Below are 16,835 nucleotides of genomic sequence, written 5' to 3'. Positions count from 1 at the left end.
AATAATATTAACAATTTTGGACTTATCACCCTGCCTTCCTAGTCTTTGGTAGGGTTTATTTTTCCCATTTAATTGTTAACAAAGAGCTAAATTGCAATAACGAAAGCATTTAAAACTTGACATGATTTGTATTGCGATCGCAAGACGAAAGAGTATTAATGATCAGTCCTATCTGTTAAACTTCAGTACTCACAGAGCTTTCAAGGGGTAGGGAGCCAAGACGTGTATGTCAGATTTATGGAATATTTTTTTTAGTTCCGGACCTTTTATCCCGCATGGGCACTGCTATCTATGGCAAACTGATTTAGTGTGGCTGCACATCTTATCTGACGCCCTGATTGCACTAGCTTATTACTCTATTCCAACTACACTTTTCTACTTCGTTAACAAGCGGCAGGATCTACCCTTCCATTGGATATTTCTACTTTTTAGTGGATTTATTGTAGCTTGTGGCACAACTCACCTCATAGAGATTTGGACGCTTTGGCATCCAACCTATTGGCTGTCAGGATTAATCAAAGCTGGAACCGCAACCATATCTGTATTTACAGCTGCACAACTTGTACCGTTAGTTCCACAAGCCTTAGCGCTTCCTAGCCCGGCTCAATTAGAACAAGCAAACCTACAACTGCAAACACAAATAGCCCAAAGGTTAAAGATAGAAGCGGAATTAAGAAAGTACCAAAATCAATTGGAAGATTTGGTTGCTGTGCGCACTAATGAAATTACTAAAACCAATAAACAATTACAGCAGGAAATCGCTGAGCGTCAGCGCATATTAGAAGCTCTACGGCAAAGTGAGGAGCGTTACCGTTATTTGGCTGAAGCAATTCCTCAACTTGTATGGACAGCTGATGCTAACGGAGAAGGTGACTATTTCAACCAAAACTGGTGCAATTATACTGGGCTAACATTAGAGCAATCCTTGGGTTCTGGTTGGGTAGCAGCATTGCATCCAGATGACGTAAAAACTGCTCATGAGGTGTGGTTAAATGCTGTTAATAACGGCACTTTATATGAAATAGAATACCGCTTCAAACGGGCGGCTGATGCTTCTTATCGCTGGCAGTTAGGGCGAGGTCTACCGCTTAAAGATGAACAAGGTCATGTAGTGAAGTGGTTTGGAACTTGTACGGATATTGATGAACAAAAACAGCTACAACAAGAACGCGCCCACTTACTGGAATTAGAACAAACAGCAAGAGCTAAAGCAGAAACAGCCAATCGAATTAAAGATGAATTTCTTGCCATACTTTCCCACGAGCTACGTACTCCAATGAATGCGATCCTGGGCTGGTCAAAGTTGTTGCAAAGTAGCAAATTAGAACCTGAAAAGACATCTCAAGCGCTAGCAACAATAGAGCGCAATGCCAAATTACAAGTGCAACTAATTGAGGATTTGCTCGACATTTCCAGAATTTTACAAGGCAAACTGACGCTTAATGTTACCAATATTGACTTAGAATCTATTGTCTTGTCTGCACTAGAAACAATGGCTTTAGCTGCACAAACCAAGTCAATACAGGTAAGTACAGTATTTGAACAAAATGTAGGGCTAGTATTGGGAGATTCTACTCGCTTGCAACAAGTTGTTTGGAATCTTCTTTCTAATGCTGTTAAATTTACTCCTAAAGGGGGAAAGGTAGAAGTAAGATTGGGCAAGGCTGATGGCTATGCTCAAATCATAGTTAGCGATACAGGTAAAGGAATTAGCGCTGAGTTTTTGCCTTATGCATTTGATTACTTCCGTCAAGCAGATAGCAGTTATACAAGAAAATTTGGTGGATTAGGTTTGGGATTGGCAATTGTCCGAAATCTCGTTGAAATGCATGGTGGTACAGTCACAGCAGCTAGCCAAGGTGAAGATCAAGGAGCAACTTTTACAGTCAATTTACCGCTTCCGCAAGACAAAAATGAAAGTTTGAATGAACACAATTACTCCTCTTGCTTAACACCTAACTCTTTGTCCCTAGCTGGTGTGCAAATTTTGGTTGTTGATGATGATGCAGATTCGCTAGAGTTTGTTACTTTTGTATTAGAGCAAGATGGGGCTGAGGTAATTGCAGCATCTTCGGCATTACAAGCCTTACAAGTCATAGAACAGAAAAAGCCAGATGTATTAGTCAGCGATATCAGTATGCCCGATATGGATGGCTATACCCTAATGCACCAGGTGAGAGCTTGGAGTGCAGAACAAGGAGAACAAATTCCGGCGATCGCTCTGACTGCTTTTGCCAGAAAATACGATGAGCAGCAAGCACTCCAAGCCGGGTTTCAGATTCATTTAGCCAAACCTGTTAACCCAGAAGAATTAGTTGCAGCCATTGTTAGACTGGCTGGGATACGACGAGGAAATTGCCAGGATTGCTAATTTTGGCTTAAAGTTTTACTAATTTATTTATAAAGCAGCGATCGCTACATATTTTATTATGAAACAATTTTATTAATACTAATTACACGTTTTATTTCTGCTAATAATACGGTAGGTTCTACAGGTTTATTAACAAAACTTTGAAAACCTGATGCCAGAGCCATGCTACGACTTTCGTCAGAACTAAGAGCAGTTAGAGCTATCGCTGGTATCTGTCGTTGTGTTGAAATGCTGCTTTCTCTAATTTTACGAATTAACGAATAACCATCGACATCTGGCATAGCAATGTCAGAAATTAGAATATCAAAATTTAACTGTTTAATTGTTTCTAAAGCTTGTGAGACTGATGTTGCTGTTTTTACCTGCAAGCCGATGTTTTCAAGGATAAACGTAGTTAGGATCAGGCTATCTTCGTTATCATCTACTAACAGAACTCGCAAGCTATCTAGAGATTGAAAATTTTTTGTATCTTCTTGGGGATGTGGATCTTCAGCATTAGTTGTCATGGTTAATATGTGCCTCCTTAGTTGCCTGCATCAATTACGGAGGAAGTCTCACGAGACAGTTATGTAATAGCTGTCTCGTGGGAATCTAACAACAAGCTACCATAACATTAGGCTTATGCCAGGGGAAATATTTTTGGCTGAATGCAATATACAATCTCTTTGAGCCTGGATGAGAATTTCTACTTTGATTTTAAGCTTTCTGCCAGCGAATTTGAGCTAAAAGTACAGGAACTCAAGAAGCGCTAGATATTTATCATGTTTTTCTCAGTATAAAGCCTGTTTCCGCATCCCTAGGTAATTAAGGCTAATAACTGATATAACTGACGAAATCAGACATTGACAACGCTGTCATAATTTATTTTCCAGCAAAAATGTGCAAAACCTCTTCTGGATAAGGTTTGTGAGCATTGCGATCGCACAACTTGTAATCTGCTGGAAATTTATCTTTTCTGCAAAAATAGCTTTAAAGGCGGGTGCGGGAATTGTAGACGCGTACGCGAAGCGTTCTCGTTGGACGAAGTCCTTCCCGAAAGGTAGAGATAAAACCGATAACCCTAAGTTCTTCTTCCCCGAAAGGCAAGTTGTTAACAAGGATAACCCGCCATGTATTTTGATTTATAAAGCATGAAGGATGAAAATAAGATTTTTTGATTTCATCCTTCATGTTTCAGCCTTTTTAAAGTTCACCTGTAGCCAGCATCTGGATGATGCGAGGTGTTCCAGGGTCGAACCCAGCTAAATCCCAGGACAGAGGATCTTGAGGATCTACCAAGGTAATGTTGTAAGGTGCAAGGGTCACATACACTGCCTTGGCGTTGGGATTTACTTTTTGGCGATACTGTGCCAATGCTTGACTTGGATGCTTAGACCCAGCCCATGACTCATTATCAGTCCAAAAGCAAACTACATCTGCTTTGAACTTGTTCTTAATCATCCAGTCGTAAGCTACAGAAGCATCTGTTCCACCAAAGTTTTGGTTGCTAGCTTTGCGAAGTGCAGAACTAAAACTATCTTTGGCTGTGATACCTAATTCTCGAAATTCGGTAGCAAAGCCGCGAATCATGTAGTTTTGCTCTGCCTTTGCTGTTACCAGTGCCATTGTAGTGGCAATTTCACAGCAGCTTAAGCCCACTGAATCAACCACACCCCAAGACATGGAGCCGGAAACATCAACAGCGTGCATGAAAACTTTGCCTGTGGGTTGCACAACATCAAAAGACAGTTCAACCGCCTTTTCTAAAATGTCTACAATCCGGGCAACTGGTTCCCAAGTCTTCTGGCTGCGTCCTAATTTGCCACCAGAGTGATAAGTCTTGAGCGCTTTCAAAACATCAATCGGATGAATGCGACCTTTACGCAGATGTTCTTTGTTGTTCAGGACTGCTTCTACTCGCAAGATATTAGCGCTTTCATCAGCTCGCAGTACACCCAGTTCTGTCAAAGAACCAAGGTTACGCAGCATTGCACCTATTGGCATTTCTTGGAAAAGCAACTGCCAAGCTTGTTTATCCATTTTACCCACAGGAGCAGCCATTTCGTGAGTCAGGCGTCCTTGTGCGATCGCTGTATGAGTTTCGGTAGGATTGCGCTTCAGCCACTCATACCACCAAATCTGCGCCAATGCCTCAGAAGGTATGTCTGCTGGCAAATCTTCCCAACCTTTAACTACCCACTCAAATAATTCGCGATGAGTTTCTGTAGGTGGTTTGACATGGAACAACCGCAATGCATCTCTGTGAGAGAAGCCTTGACGCTGTTGATATTTCAACAGTTGATAAGCTAAACCCTTGACATCTTCGCGAGATAACCAAGTTTTCCCAACTTCGCGCACTACCTTACCAAATCCCCGCAGAGATTTGGTGTAGTTCAGCCATTCGTAGAAGTGGCTACCTGTGCGAACAACTTGCCCAAAGATTTCACCAAATGCTTTTTTAGCTTCTGGTGTTTCACCCATAGATAGCAGCACCAATGCCAAGATAGGCGCACTGTTGTTGATGGCGCGGCCATCGCTAGCATAGAGAATTTCTTCTGCCACACGCCCTGGATTCTCTGCTACAGCTTGTTTGACAACATCTACAAAATCTTCTGTTAATTCCTGTTTGCCAGCGTAGTAAGTGCTTTTTGCTGTACCAATCAACAGACAACGGCGCAGCACTTTCCAAATACCCGCATCAAACATATACCCACCAGAACGCCCCTTAATCATCTCTGCTTCTCGTCCGGGTATAGGCTGAGTTTGCGGTGTATTTGTTTTCTTTTTAGTAAAAAAGTTGTAATTCATAATTTCATCTCCCGGCCCTTGCGGGCAAAAATGAAAAGTGGCAGGGCAGGATTTGAACCTGCGACATCCCGCTTGGAAGGCGATAACCCTCATTCTTCGGCCTTTACAGGCAAGGAGCGAACAAGGATGTTTTAGGCGCTCTACCACTGAGCTACCTGCCACATGAAAAGTTATGAGTTGTGAGTTATGAGTGCTGAGTTTGGAATTTTTAACTCAGTACTAAGTTCTGATTTTGGGGGGTAGAGTAGGATTTGAACCTACAACCGATGAATTAACGATAACCCTCGACTCGTCGGCCTTTTCAGGCAAGGTTATGAACCAAGGACTATGGGTAATTAACCCGTTCATTGCTCTACCAGATTGAGCTACCCACCCACATGAAAAGTTATGAGTTGTGAGCTATGAGTGCAGAGTTTAGAATTTTTAACTCAGTACTCGGTACTCAGAACTTAGTACTGATTTTGGTGTAGTGGGGCGGGATTTGAACCCGCGATTGCTCGTTTTGCATACGATAACCCTCAATTCGTCGGCCTTTTCAGGCAAGGAGTGAATAAGGATATTAAGCGCCTTACCACTTGGCTACCCACCACATGAAAATTCAAAATTAAATTTTGGGTGGCGGAGCAGGATTTGAACCTGCGACCTCTCGAACCCAAATCGATAACCCTAATTCGTCGGCCTTTGCAGGCAAGGGGTGAAAAAGGATGTTTAGCGCTCTACCACTGAGCTACCCGCCACATTAAAAGTTATGAGTTGTTAGCTATGAGTGCTGAGTTTGGAATTTTTAACTCAGTACTGATTTTGGTGTGGCGGGGCAGGATTTGAACCTACGACCTTCCCGATTATGAGTCGATAACCTTCATTCGTCGGTCTTTTCAGACAAGGGATGAACAAAGATGTTTTTGGCGCTCTACCACTGAGCTACCCGCCACATTAAAAGTTATGAGTTATGAGTGCTGAGTGAAAAATTCAAAGCTTAGTACTAATTTTGGTGTTTGGTGTAGCGAAGCAGGATTTTCACCTGCACCTCCAGAACTTAAATCAAGGATATTTAATGTTATTTGCGGTAACCCTCGATATGTCGGCCCTTGCGGGCAAGGTGGGCGCTCTGGTATTTGAGCTATCCGCTACGGTTAAAGCTTACTCCTTTTGGAACATCGGCTTGTATTATTAATGTAGTATGTGTATTACTAGGTGTCAAGTATTTAGGACGCTGAGTTTGAAATTTATGATTTTAGTCAAAAAGTTATCTATAACTCCTAGAGCTTCCCACCACTATCCCGAAATGAAAAAGTATATATAAACATAGTTATTATGTTTTTGCCCATCTGACATCATTGGCAAAAGCTGCTTTTTTAGGCAAAACTCTTGATTTAAAAGGCTTACAAGCTGAATAATTTGCCAATACTTCAGGCAGCTTACAGTGCATAAAAATTATTAATTTTATATTTTTCCAACAAATTTGCCGTAAGTTTGCCAAAAGATACAAAAAAATGTCACAATTTTTGCCAAGATAATAATTATTTCTTTTCTAACAATTCACTTGGCAGCAATGAGCATGAGTGAAAAAACATTAGAAGGCAGCGGGAAGGCTTTTCTCGTTCTGCTTTTGCCAATCTCGTTTTTGATTATTTTCCTTGTTTCTACTTGGAAATTCTGGCTGGCTTTAATGCTGCTAATCATTGGTTTCAATATTTGGCAGTGGCATCAATGGCAACAGTGGTGTCAGCAAGTTAATCCAATTTTTCATCGATTGATTCAGGACACTCAAGGCAGAGTGACACCGATGGACTTGGCAATCAAGGGTAATTTTTCTGGAACAATAGCCAAACGCTACCTAGATACTAAAGCCAGCGAATTTGGTGCCAGTATTCTGAATTCTGAAGATGGAAGTCCAGTCTATTACTTTATCAATGCCACCATTTTGGGAAGCATACTTGAAAGTAGTGAGCCTGTTAAAGAACTTCCGTCTCAATCAGTTGCCCAAGCTGCTCCCATATTACTGGCACCAACGCTACCACAGCCCCAGCCAGAAGAAACAGAGGCTGAATTATTGCCTCCAGCAACTCATGAAGAAGTCAAAATACCTTTGGAAAAACAATTACTTTTTGGCTCTCTGATTCAATCAGAACTTGCTAAACGGCTAAATGTTTATTCCAGCACAGTATATAAAAGGCGAAATGACCCTGACTTTCCTGAATGGAGCCGCAGTCGCGATCCAGATGGCATTGCCTGGTCATTCTCCCGAAAATCTAAGGAGTTTTTCCCCTTGGATGAAGATAAAAGTTAAAACTAGAAACTTGATTTTCCTAGCTTTTTGCCAAGGAAAAAATGTCTAAAATCACTCAACAGTGAACTGTGAGGAGTTTTTCAGATGGGATTGAAATTAACCCATTTCTGGAATTCATAAGTTTGAGTTGAGGTATAAATCCCAACTCAAACTTTGATAACTAAATAATTGCTAAATAATTTCACTTTTGAGCTTTTGCGTCTAAACCTACAACTGCATTGATGGAAGTTAATCCGCTTTCTTCTAACTTAGAAAGTAAACCTGTGAGAATGCGACGTACCATCATTGGTCCTTGGTAAATCCAGCCTGTATAGACTTGAATCAGGCTAGCACCAGCAGTAATTTTTTCCCAAGCATCTTCTGGGGTAAAGATGCCACCAACGCCAATAATCGGCAATTGCCCTTGGGTTTGCTGCCAAATAAATCGAATTACTTCAGTGGAACGATCGCGTAATGGTGCGCCGCTAATTCCACCAGCTTCTTCTTGCACAGTTTTGCCTGTTTTTGCAATCACCTGGGTTTTCAGCAAATCACGGCGAATAGTGGTGTTAGTAGCAATTAACCCTGTTATTTGGTAGGTATTAGCCAAAGCAATAATATCAGTGATCGCTTCCCATTCTAAATCAGGTGCTATCTTGACAAAAATCGGCTTCTGTGTTTTATTGTCTTGTTGCAATAAATCCAAGATAGAGCCGAGCATGGCTGCATCTTGGAGCGATCGCAACCCTGGCGTATTAGGGGAAGACACATTAACTACAAAATAGTCTCCCAAATCTTTAAGTAAACGAAAACTATTGAGGTAATCGTTTGCAGATGCTTCTAAGGGGGTTACTTTAGACTTGCCTAAATTTATACCTATAGGTATTCGCTGGTTTAATTCTTGTTTTCCTTGCGCCAATCGTGCCGCCATTGCTGCTGCACCGCTATTATTAAAACCCATGCGGTTGAGGGCAGCTTTATCTAACGGTAAACGAAACAAGCGGGGACGGGGATTTCCGGGCTGGGGAATAAATGTCACTGTTCCTAGTTCTGCAAAGCCAAAACCAAGGCTTGGCCAGATCTGAGAGGCAATGCCATCCTTATCAAATCCAGCTGCTAAACCTAAAGGGTTAGGAAAGTTTAGCCCAAACAGATTTTGTTCTAGACGTGGGTCATATAAGCAAAATGAATGCTGGAGGAGGTGGTTAACCCATCTAGCAGGTAGGCGATCGCTTCTTTGGGAGAGCCAGCCAAGAGTGTTAATCGTCTTTTGGTGTAACCACTCTGGATCTGTTTTGAGCAGATTAAACAACAGCGGACTAATTGCTAATTGATAAATATCCATTTCAATCACAGTTGCCATTGGGCATTGGGCATGGGGCATTGGGCATTAATTATTTCACCGCGTCCCCGCGTCCTCTATCTCCTTGTCAACCTTACTCATCTTTTTATTCTGCTCTCTGCCTTCTGCCTTATTTTCAGATGCTAATTTTAAACGCAACTTATTATCAGGGTGCTTTTCTGGGCATCTTATATATTACAAGTTATGTTGACTAATAATCAGATGGGACCGCCAGAAAAACCAATAGCTGCTGAAAAACAGATAATTTCCTTGGGGCGTGTCCTCCAGAAACTCAGGGAAGAGGATAATGTTGAAGTTTTAATTGAAACTACTATTGCTTATATTAAAGAGCAGTTTGACTACCAACTAATTTGGATTGCTCTTTACGATCGCCTGAATCACACATTGTCTGGCAAAGGCGGGATGACGCCTACTAAAGACACCAATTTTTTACAACAGCGTTTAGTTCTCAGCTCAGGAGATTTATTAGAACAAGTCGTAATTGAACAGCGACCTTTAGGTGTAGCCGATTTAAGAGATGAACACCGCGCTGATACATTACAGGAAGTGGCAAAAAAATTTCAAATCCAAGGAACGATTGTTTTACCGATTCGCTATCGAGACCGCTGTTTGGGTTTGGTTTTGTTAGGTTCACAAACCTGGGGCTATTTACTGGCTGGAGACGCAAAAGCAAGGCTATTAATGGTTTTAGCCGAACTGGGGGCAGTACTTTATCAACATGAAATAGATTTGCAGCAAAAGCAAACTAAGCATATTGAACAGCCTTTGTTGCGATTGTTAGAAAACTTACGCTCCTTAAGTAATCTTGATAAAAAACTAGAAGCCGTAGTAGAAGCCACTCATCAATTTGTTTCCCCATCTCGAACAAATATTTACTGGTTTGAACGAGAAGGACGCTACTTTTGGTGTCGGATGAGCAATCAGCTGCTCAATCTCGGTCGCAACTCTGGTCCCCAGCAACCAGCAGTAGGAATTTCCGTGCAGGACTTAAGCGAATTTTATTATGCTTTGGTAGTCAATCAAACCGTCTCGATTGGAGAGTCGCGTAGCTCTCTCAATAGTCATGTTACAGGCAAGCTACTCCAACGCCTACGGGTGCGATCGCTGTTGGCAGCCCCCATAATCTGTCAAAAGGAATTGCTGGGTTTTCTGGCAGTGGAAGGCAATCAACCCCGTATCTGGACAGATACAGACAAAAATTTCATCCAAGGTGCTGCTGGGTTAATCTCTTTGGTTGCCCCCACTGATAACATGGAAAGCACTATCAAACAAATTCAAGCGGATGCTCAGTTAACTAGTCAAGTTGCCCAAGCTATCTATAGTGAGCATGACCTGCAAGAAGTACTACGTATCTGTGCTCAGAGAGTTTTAGAGCGACTTGGTACCACCCGCTTTTTATTGTTGCGGTACGACCCCGACCAAAATCATTATCAAATTCTGCACCAAAGCCAGCTTCAGAATCGCCGACCTTTGACATTTAACCTCAATGCTCTCAAAGATTTGGATAGACAGCTTTTGCAGCGTGTTACTGAAGCAGTGGAGATTGAGAATTTAGACGAAGATCTGCGATTTTTTAATTGGCGTCCCTTTTTTATTGAAAATGGCGTGCATTCCTTGCTAGTTTGCAACTGCGCTCAAGGTAATTCCCCAATAGCCCTTGTAGTCATTGCTCATGAAACCCACCGCTGTTGGACGGCTTTAGAAAAGGAACTGCTATGGGTTGTCAGCCAACAAGTTGGTGTGATTGTCCGGCAATGGCAGCTGCAAGGCAATAACGAGCAGCAAAAAACAATCTTACACAGCTTACAACAATGCTTGCGTATTTTGGCACAAACCCAGAGTAAAACACCAGATACAGAAGAACATCATCTAGAACGCACCGCACTGCAACAAATAGCATCTGTTCTAGGTTGTCCCTTGGCATTGATGCTATCTTGGTCGCCTGGTCAGCATCAGGCAGAAATTATCCCTGGAGTAGTTACCAATAAGGGATTTGAGATTGTTGCTAATACATCGATCTTTGTTCAGACTGAAGTTCTCATTCAATGGGCACTTGCTCAAGAAGGTTACCTCAGCCTCAGAGTAGATGATTTGCCCCCAGAAACCAGAAATTGGTTGAACGGGTCGGATATTGGTCAAATTTTGGTGATGATATTACGTACTTCCAATGCTTATCAACCCACAAGTGTGGTGTTATTTGCAGACCATCGAGAGCGTTATTGGTCAGAACAAAGCCTCAGTGCGGCTGAAACTCTTGTTTGTCAATTAGCTTGGTTGCATCGTCAAAAGCAAATTACCCAACTTCTAGAGTTGGCAACCGACGACTTACGACAACTCAATTGGTACAAGCATCGTCGTCTAGAAGAAATTCACAGAGCAGCAACACCGTTACTTTCTCAAAGCCATGATTCGGGTATTTCTGCTCAGGAAATGCGAGAAACACGTCCCCAGCCACTACTACGGCAGTTAGAGCACGCAACAGCCGCGATCGCAGAACTGCTCAAATATGAGCAATGGCAGTTACAAATGAAATGGGAAACTATACCTGTAGCCAGTTTGCTGAAGCGAGCCATTGAAAAAGTAGACAATTTACTTAAACAACATAAGCTCTGGGTAGGTGTGCATGGTTTAGGACAGTCTGTTGTACCTCAGGACTCACCAAAAAATTCTGCGGATCTTAAAGGTACTCAAACTTTAGCAAATCAGTCCTCAATGGCGATCGTCGGGGACATTAGAAAAATTGAACTAGTGCTTCAGGAATTGTTGGTGGTAGCCTGTCAACGTTCTCAGCCTGGAGGCAGAATTGATATTTGGTGTCGTCGCTTAGATGAGGGAATGTTAGATATTTCGATAACAGACAGTGGTCCTATGGAAGCGCTGCTACTAGAAGAGCTAAATCAAGATCAACCCAAGGATTTGCTTGCTGTCTCTAGCCTAGATCAACCACCAGGTTTGCACCTCCTCATCTGCAAAAATCTCATACGGCAAATGAAAGGAGAATTGCATTTCTATCAGTTACCAGATAATCGAGTAGTCAGCCGATTACTGCTACTGTTAGCTACTCATATTTCTTAGTAATTTTTAGTCCTGCCTTCCTAGGCAATTTCGCCTTCTTTAACACAGTAATTACCGTAAAAGAGCTAAGTTCTCAATATTACATAAATTTTTAGCACAGGTTGTGAGGGGTATAACCCATAAATTTGTGGGCTTATTCCAGGTAACAAATGCTTGTAGCAATTGATATTTGTCTATGTTTGAATTACTGGTAATATTGCTAAAATCTTGCTCTAGAGAGGCTGCGCTCCTGAAATTGAGTCCAAATAGCAGTGAATAGTCCTAAAATACTTGCTAAGTTAACCAGGAATAACTCTCTAGGGGGATTGACCCCACATTTATTCGCAAAAACTATCCTGCCGTTGTAACAATCTGGTTATAATTATTTTCCATCGCTCTCGCAAATTTTTTCTCCAATCTGCACAGTATCAAAATGGGGCGTAAACGTTCTAAATCTGACTTACCTACAAAAATCTGTCCGGTATGCGAACGTCCCTTCACCTGGCGCAAGAAATGGCAAGATTGCTGGGACGAGGTGAAATACTGCTCAGAACGTTGCCGCCGTCGTCGTTCTGAAGTTAAAAATGAAACTGACTCGAACTAACACCACTGAGACGCAAATAGCGCAAGGGATATATGAAGTTACAGGTGCAGCCAAAATTAATTATTCATGGAGGGGCTGGTAGTTCACTCCACGGGAAAGGTGGAGTAGAGGCGGTGCGCCAAGCGCTCTATACAGTGGTAGAGGAAGTTTACTCTCTACTCATTTCCGGAGCAAATGCTTCTGAGGCGGTAGTGCAGGGTTGTCAATTATTGGAAGATAACCCCCGCTTTAATGCGGGTACTGGTTCGGTGCTGCAATCTGATGGTCAAATTCGCATGAGTGCTTCTCTCATGGATGGGTCATCAGGACGCTTTAGCGGTGTAATTAATATATCGCGGGTAAAAAATCCTATACAGTTAGCACAATTTTTACAAACCTCTCCAGACAGGGTACTGTCAGATTACGGTTCAGCTGAACTGGCACGGGAGTTGCAAATTCCCAGTTACAACGCTTTAACAGATTTGCGGTTGCACGAATGGATACAAGAACGTCAGGATAATTTTAAAAGCACGATGGCTGGGGTGGTTGCAGAACCAGAACTCGTGGAAAGCAGCAATGCTCGACGTGGCACAATAGGAGTAGTGGCTTTGGATAGTTACGGTCGATTAGCTGCTGGCACTTCTACAGGCGGTAAGGGGTTTGAGCGGATTGGGAGAGTCAGCGATTCTGCAATGCCAGCGGGTAATTATGCAACAAATAATGCTGGTGTCAGCTGCACTGGAATTGGAGAAGACATCATTGATGAGTGTTTAGCGGCCAAGATTGTAGTACGCGTGACTGATGGAATGTCTCTTAAAGAAGCCATGAAACGCTCATTTGCTGAAGCCCACGATCACAAACGAGATTTGGGAGCGATCGCCTTAGATGCAAGTGGGGCGATCGCTTGGGGTAAAACCAGCCAAGTCTTACTTGCTGCATACCACGATGGCAACAGAATTGGTGATACTTTAGAACTTCCACTTGCGACAAATGTTGGCTGTATCGTTAATGCTGAGTCTTCAGTAGTGAATGCTGAGTAAATTATTCAAACTTAGAACTCAACAACGCCACTTGCTTGCAGGTGGGAAGCCCCAACGGACGCTACCCTGAGGGAAGCCGTCTCCGGCGTCTACAACGCAGTGACTCCTCATCACTCAGCACTTTTCTTGCGCCAACCAGGTTTAACTACCTGACGCGCACGGGCAATCACCAGAGCATCATCAGGGACATCTTCTGTTACAGTTGAACCGGCTGCCACATAAACATCATTGCCCAAGGTGACTGGAGCAACTAAGACACTATTGGAACCAGTTTTAGTGCGATCGCCTATTTTAGTTGGGTGTTTTTTAACGCCATCATAGTTAGCGGTAATTGTGCCTGCACCAATATTGACTTTAGTACCAGCCGTGGTATCGCCTAAATATGACAAATGAGCCACATTAGTGCGATCGCCTAAGCGAGTATTTTTTAATTCCACAAAATTACCGACACGGCAACCAGCACCTACTTGCACCTGACTGCGTAAATGGGTATAGGGGCCGATCTGGGTTCCTGCTTGCACAATGCTTCCCTTAACTACGGAATACTGTACTGTGACATTCTCCTCTAACTGGCTATCTTCAATTAAACTCCCAGGTCCGATGTGACTTCCTGCTTTAATTACAGTATCGCCACGCAGGTGAGTTTGGGGTTCAATAATTACGTCTGGCTGTAATTCCACAGTGTCATCAATGGTAATACTGCTGGGGTCAATCAGGGTGACACCTGCCATCATCCATTTTTCCTTAACTCGTCTTTGCAAGATCTCGTAGGCATTTGCGAGTTGTAAGCGATCGTTGATGCCAAGAATTTCTTGATAGTCTTCCACATCTACTGCCATCACTTGCCCGACTTGAGTTACGGCATCGGTAAGATAGTATTCTTTTTGACTATTATTTGCTTCTAGGTAGGGCAGCACCTTGGCTAAATTTTGCCAACGGAAGCAGTAAACCCCAGCATTAATCCGACGATTTTGTCTTTGGGCAGTGGTGCAATCTTTATCTTCGACGATTTGTTGCACAATATTTTCACTATCACAAAAAACGCGCCCGTAACCCTGGGGGTTGGGCAAATATGCTGTGAGAATAGTAGCAGCATTTTGATGTTCTTGGTGAGTTTGCCACAAAATTTTCAGTGTTTGGGTACTTAACAACGGAACATCGCCGTTTAACACTATTAAATCCCCAGCGTAATCTTCCAAATGAGGAAGCAATTGCTGGATAGCGTGACCCGTTCCTTGTTGTACAGTCTGTTCAACAAACTCCAAACCAGGGATTGACTGCATGGCTGTTTTCACTTCTTCAGCCTGATATCCCACAATCACTAACCGCCGTGAAGGCGAAAGTGGTTCTACACTATTGATAACTCTCTCTACTAGCGATCGCCCACCCAAAGAATGTAAAACCTTGGGCAGCTGTGATTTCATCCTTGTGCCGCGTCCTGCCGCTAGAATTGCTACAACTACCATAACTTAGCTATCAGCTATTAATGAATTGCGCTTTTGCGCTTGGTATTCTGAGATTTAGCCTCAAACAATACCAGCTAATCATCATAGACTGAAATCCCTAGCCATAATTAATTAGATAAACATCTAAGCTATGATTGCCAAGGCTGTTTCATTCGTTGCTGTGTGAGATTTGTCAAGAGGAGATTCTCACGCAAAGGCGCAAAGGCGCAAAGCAAAACAACATAATTTAGGCATTAAGGCATAAAAATTTTGCCCAAAATTGTCTGCTTGCTCTAAATTTTAATCTCTTGACCCTTGCAATTTTAACCATTTTAGGAAGTGAAACAGCCCTGCTTCAAGGGAGGGATAAAACGCTCGTGGGATAAGCGTTTTAGCTTAAGTTGACACGTTTGAACATTGTTGTGCCCCTACCCGTGTACTTCATTTACCTTTTTAAGTTTCACCGCCAACCACTACATCTCGAATTCGCAGGCTGGGGCCGCCACAACCTACAGGTAAGCCGTTTTGTCCGCCTTTACCACAACCTCCGGATTCGTCCCAGTAAAAGTCATCACCAATTGCTTCAATATCTGCTAAGGTTTGGAAAACGTTACCAGAAAGGGTGACATCTCTTACAGGTTCAGCGATTTTGCCGTTTCTAATCATCCATGCTTCGCCTGCGCTAAAGGTAAACATTTCCCCATTGGTCATCCCACCCAGCCAATTACGGGCATATACGCCTTCTTTAATGTTGCTAAATAAGTCTGCAACTGGTGTTTTACCTCTTTCAATCCAGGTATTTGTCATCCGGACTATGGGATTGAAGTGATAATTCAGACAACGGGCGTTACCTGTGGGTGCTTCATCTAATTTGCCTGCGGTTTCGCGGGAATGCAAACGTCCTACCAAGATTCCATCTTTAATTAGTTGGGTTGTTGTGGCAGGTGTGCCTTCGTCGTCGTAAAAATAACTACCACGATGTCCTTCGGGCGCAGCACCATCAAAAATTTGCAGTTCTTCTGGGCCAAATCGTCGTCCAATGGTCATGACTTCTAAAATATCAGGGTTTTCGTAAGCCATATCAGCTTCCGATAGATGTCCAAAGGCTTCGTGAACAAATAAACCAGTAAGTATAGGGTCAATGACGACGGTATAAGTATTACCTTTTACTGATGGTAGAGATAAAGCGGCGATCGCTCTTTTTGCTGCACTCTTAACTTGTGCGTCTAAATTGGTTAAATCTTCATAGGCTTTGCGAGAGCCTGTAGTTTCTCTCCCAGTTTGGACGGTTTCGCCGTTTCTCGCAGTCGCGGCGAAGCGCATTTCCATATCCACCCAAGATTGCTCAATTAATGTACCTTCTGAGGTGGCAAGAATAATTTTTTGGGCGCTATCACCGTAACGAACTGAAGTTGTAGTAATTCGCGAATCAACGCTTTTGAGTAGATCGGAATAGCGATCGCATAATTCTTTTTTCTGACTCAAAGAAATTTTGCGCGGATCGGTTCCTGTGAGGGGTAGCTGACATACTGCTTGCACTGGGTCAATGGGAGCGAGTACAGTCTCTTCATCACCCACCATGCGCGCAGCTGCGATCGCTTCTTCGATGCGTTCTTGAATTGTCGAAAGCCGATTAAAGCAGCTTAAGCCCCACCCGCCTTTATAACAAGCGCGAATATGTCCACCCATTGAGATACCTTCGCTGAGGGTTTCTACCTTGTCGCCACGCAACAAGATATCAGTACCTTCTGCTTCTTCCAGGCGAATCATCAAATAATCTACACGCGATGAGTAGCGGGCAATTAGATCGGAAAGTAAATTTTGTGCATCAGCTAGTTTAGTCGGCATTTCTAAGTAGTAACTATGACGAACTACTTTTATTGTGCAATTATTTGATCGCTGTCTGCTACTGAAGGACAAAGT

The 16,835-nt window shown here is 42.8% G+C and carries 10 protein-coding genes and 5 tRNA genes; 5 read left to right on the top strand and 10 right to left on the bottom strand.

Going from position 1 to position 16,835, the window contains the following annotated elements; translation table 11 throughout:
- Window positions 1–226: 226 nt before the first annotated feature.
- Window positions 227–2,371 carry a hybrid sensor histidine kinase/response regulator gene (locus BV375_RS10300; RefSeq protein WP_086760056.1) on the top strand — a complete coding sequence of 715 codons (2,145 nt, stop codon included), beginning with the start codon at window positions 227–229 and terminating at the stop codon, window positions 2,369–2,371.
- A 56-nt stretch (window positions 2,372–2,427) separates the two neighbouring features.
- On the opposite strand, the gene BV375_RS10295 is transcribed toward BV375_RS10300, so the two are convergent.
- From BV375_RS10295 to BV375_RS36745, 7 genes are all read right to left on the bottom strand, one after another.
- Entirely contained in the window at window positions 2,428–2,877 is a 450-nt protein-coding gene (locus tag BV375_RS10295; protein ID WP_086760054.1) for a response regulator, read from the bottom strand.
- 676 nt (window positions 2,878–3,553) lie between these two features.
- Window positions 3,554–5,158 (bottom strand): TROVE domain-containing protein, encoded by a 1,605-nt coding sequence (locus BV375_RS10285; RefSeq protein ID WP_086760050.1) that lies wholly within the window; start codon window positions 5,156–5,158, stop codon window positions 3,554–3,556.
- 37 nt (window positions 5,159–5,195) lie between these two features.
- Window positions 5,196–5,319, bottom strand: a tRNA-OTHER gene (locus BV375_RS36765).
- 72 nt (window positions 5,320–5,391) lie between these two features.
- Window positions 5,392–5,533 (bottom strand) — tRNA-OTHER (locus BV375_RS36760).
- 91 nt (window positions 5,534–5,624) lie between these two features.
- Window positions 5,625–5,747 (bottom strand) — tRNA-OTHER (locus tag BV375_RS36755).
- Window positions 5,748–5,770: 23 nt separating this feature from the next.
- A tRNA-OTHER gene (locus BV375_RS36750) sits at window positions 5,771–5,895 on the bottom strand.
- Between the two features lie 69 nt (window positions 5,896–5,964).
- Window positions 5,965–6,089: transfer RNA gene (locus tag BV375_RS36745), tRNA-Ile, on the bottom strand.
- 627 nt (window positions 6,090–6,716) lie between these two features.
- On the opposite strand from BV375_RS36745, the gene BV375_RS10275 reads away from it, so the two are divergent.
- Complete coding sequence (locus tag BV375_RS10275) at window positions 6,717–7,448, top strand: hypothetical protein (protein WP_086760046.1); 732 nt, start codon at window positions 6,717–6,719, stop codon at window positions 7,446–7,448.
- 181 nt (window positions 7,449–7,629) lie between these two features.
- On the opposite strand, the gene BV375_RS10270 is transcribed toward BV375_RS10275, so the two are convergent.
- On the bottom strand, window positions 7,630–8,772 hold the full coding sequence (locus BV375_RS10270; protein ID WP_086760316.1) for a quinone-dependent dihydroorotate dehydrogenase: 1,143 nt from the start codon (window positions 8,770–8,772) through the stop codon (window positions 7,630–7,632).
- Between the two features lie 201 nt (window positions 8,773–8,973).
- On the opposite strand from BV375_RS10270, the gene BV375_RS10265 reads away from it, so the two are divergent.
- From BV375_RS10265 to BV375_RS10255, 3 genes are all read left to right on the top strand, one after another.
- On the top strand, window positions 8,974–11,865 hold the full coding sequence (locus BV375_RS10265) for a GAF domain-containing protein (RefSeq protein WP_243713903.1): 2,892 nt from the start codon (window positions 8,974–8,976) through the stop codon (window positions 11,863–11,865).
- Between the two features lie 412 nt (window positions 11,866–12,277).
- Window positions 12,278–12,448, top strand: a complete 171-nt coding sequence (locus BV375_RS10260; RefSeq protein WP_086686751.1) for a DUF2256 domain-containing protein — start codon at window positions 12,278–12,280, stop codon at window positions 12,446–12,448.
- 32 nt (window positions 12,449–12,480) lie between these two features.
- Entirely contained in the window at window positions 12,481–13,467 is a 987-nt protein-coding gene (locus BV375_RS10255) for an isoaspartyl peptidase/L-asparaginase (RefSeq protein WP_086760044.1), read from the top strand.
- Window positions 13,468–13,577: 110 nt separating this feature from the next.
- Here the strand turns inward: BV375_RS10255 and glmU are convergent, their stop codons facing one another.
- Entirely contained in the window at window positions 13,578–14,933 is a 1,356-nt protein-coding gene (glmU, locus tag BV375_RS10250; protein WP_086760041.1) for a bifunctional UDP-N-acetylglucosamine diphosphorylase/glucosamine-1-phosphate N-acetyltransferase GlmU, read from the bottom strand.
- Between the two features lie 432 nt (window positions 14,934–15,365).
- Window positions 15,366–16,760, bottom strand: coding sequence for a TldD/PmbA family protein (locus BV375_RS10245; protein WP_086760039.1), 1,395 nt, complete (start codon window positions 16,758–16,760; stop codon window positions 15,366–15,368).
- Between the last annotated feature and the right edge of the window lie 75 nt (window positions 16,761–16,835).

This window comes from Nostoc sp. 106C, assembly GCF_002154725.1.
In the GTDB taxonomy this organism is placed as follows: Bacteria; Cyanobacteriota; Cyanobacteriia; order Cyanobacteriales; family Nostocaceae; genus Aulosira.
This window is presented reverse-complemented; position numbering and strand designations above follow the sequence as displayed.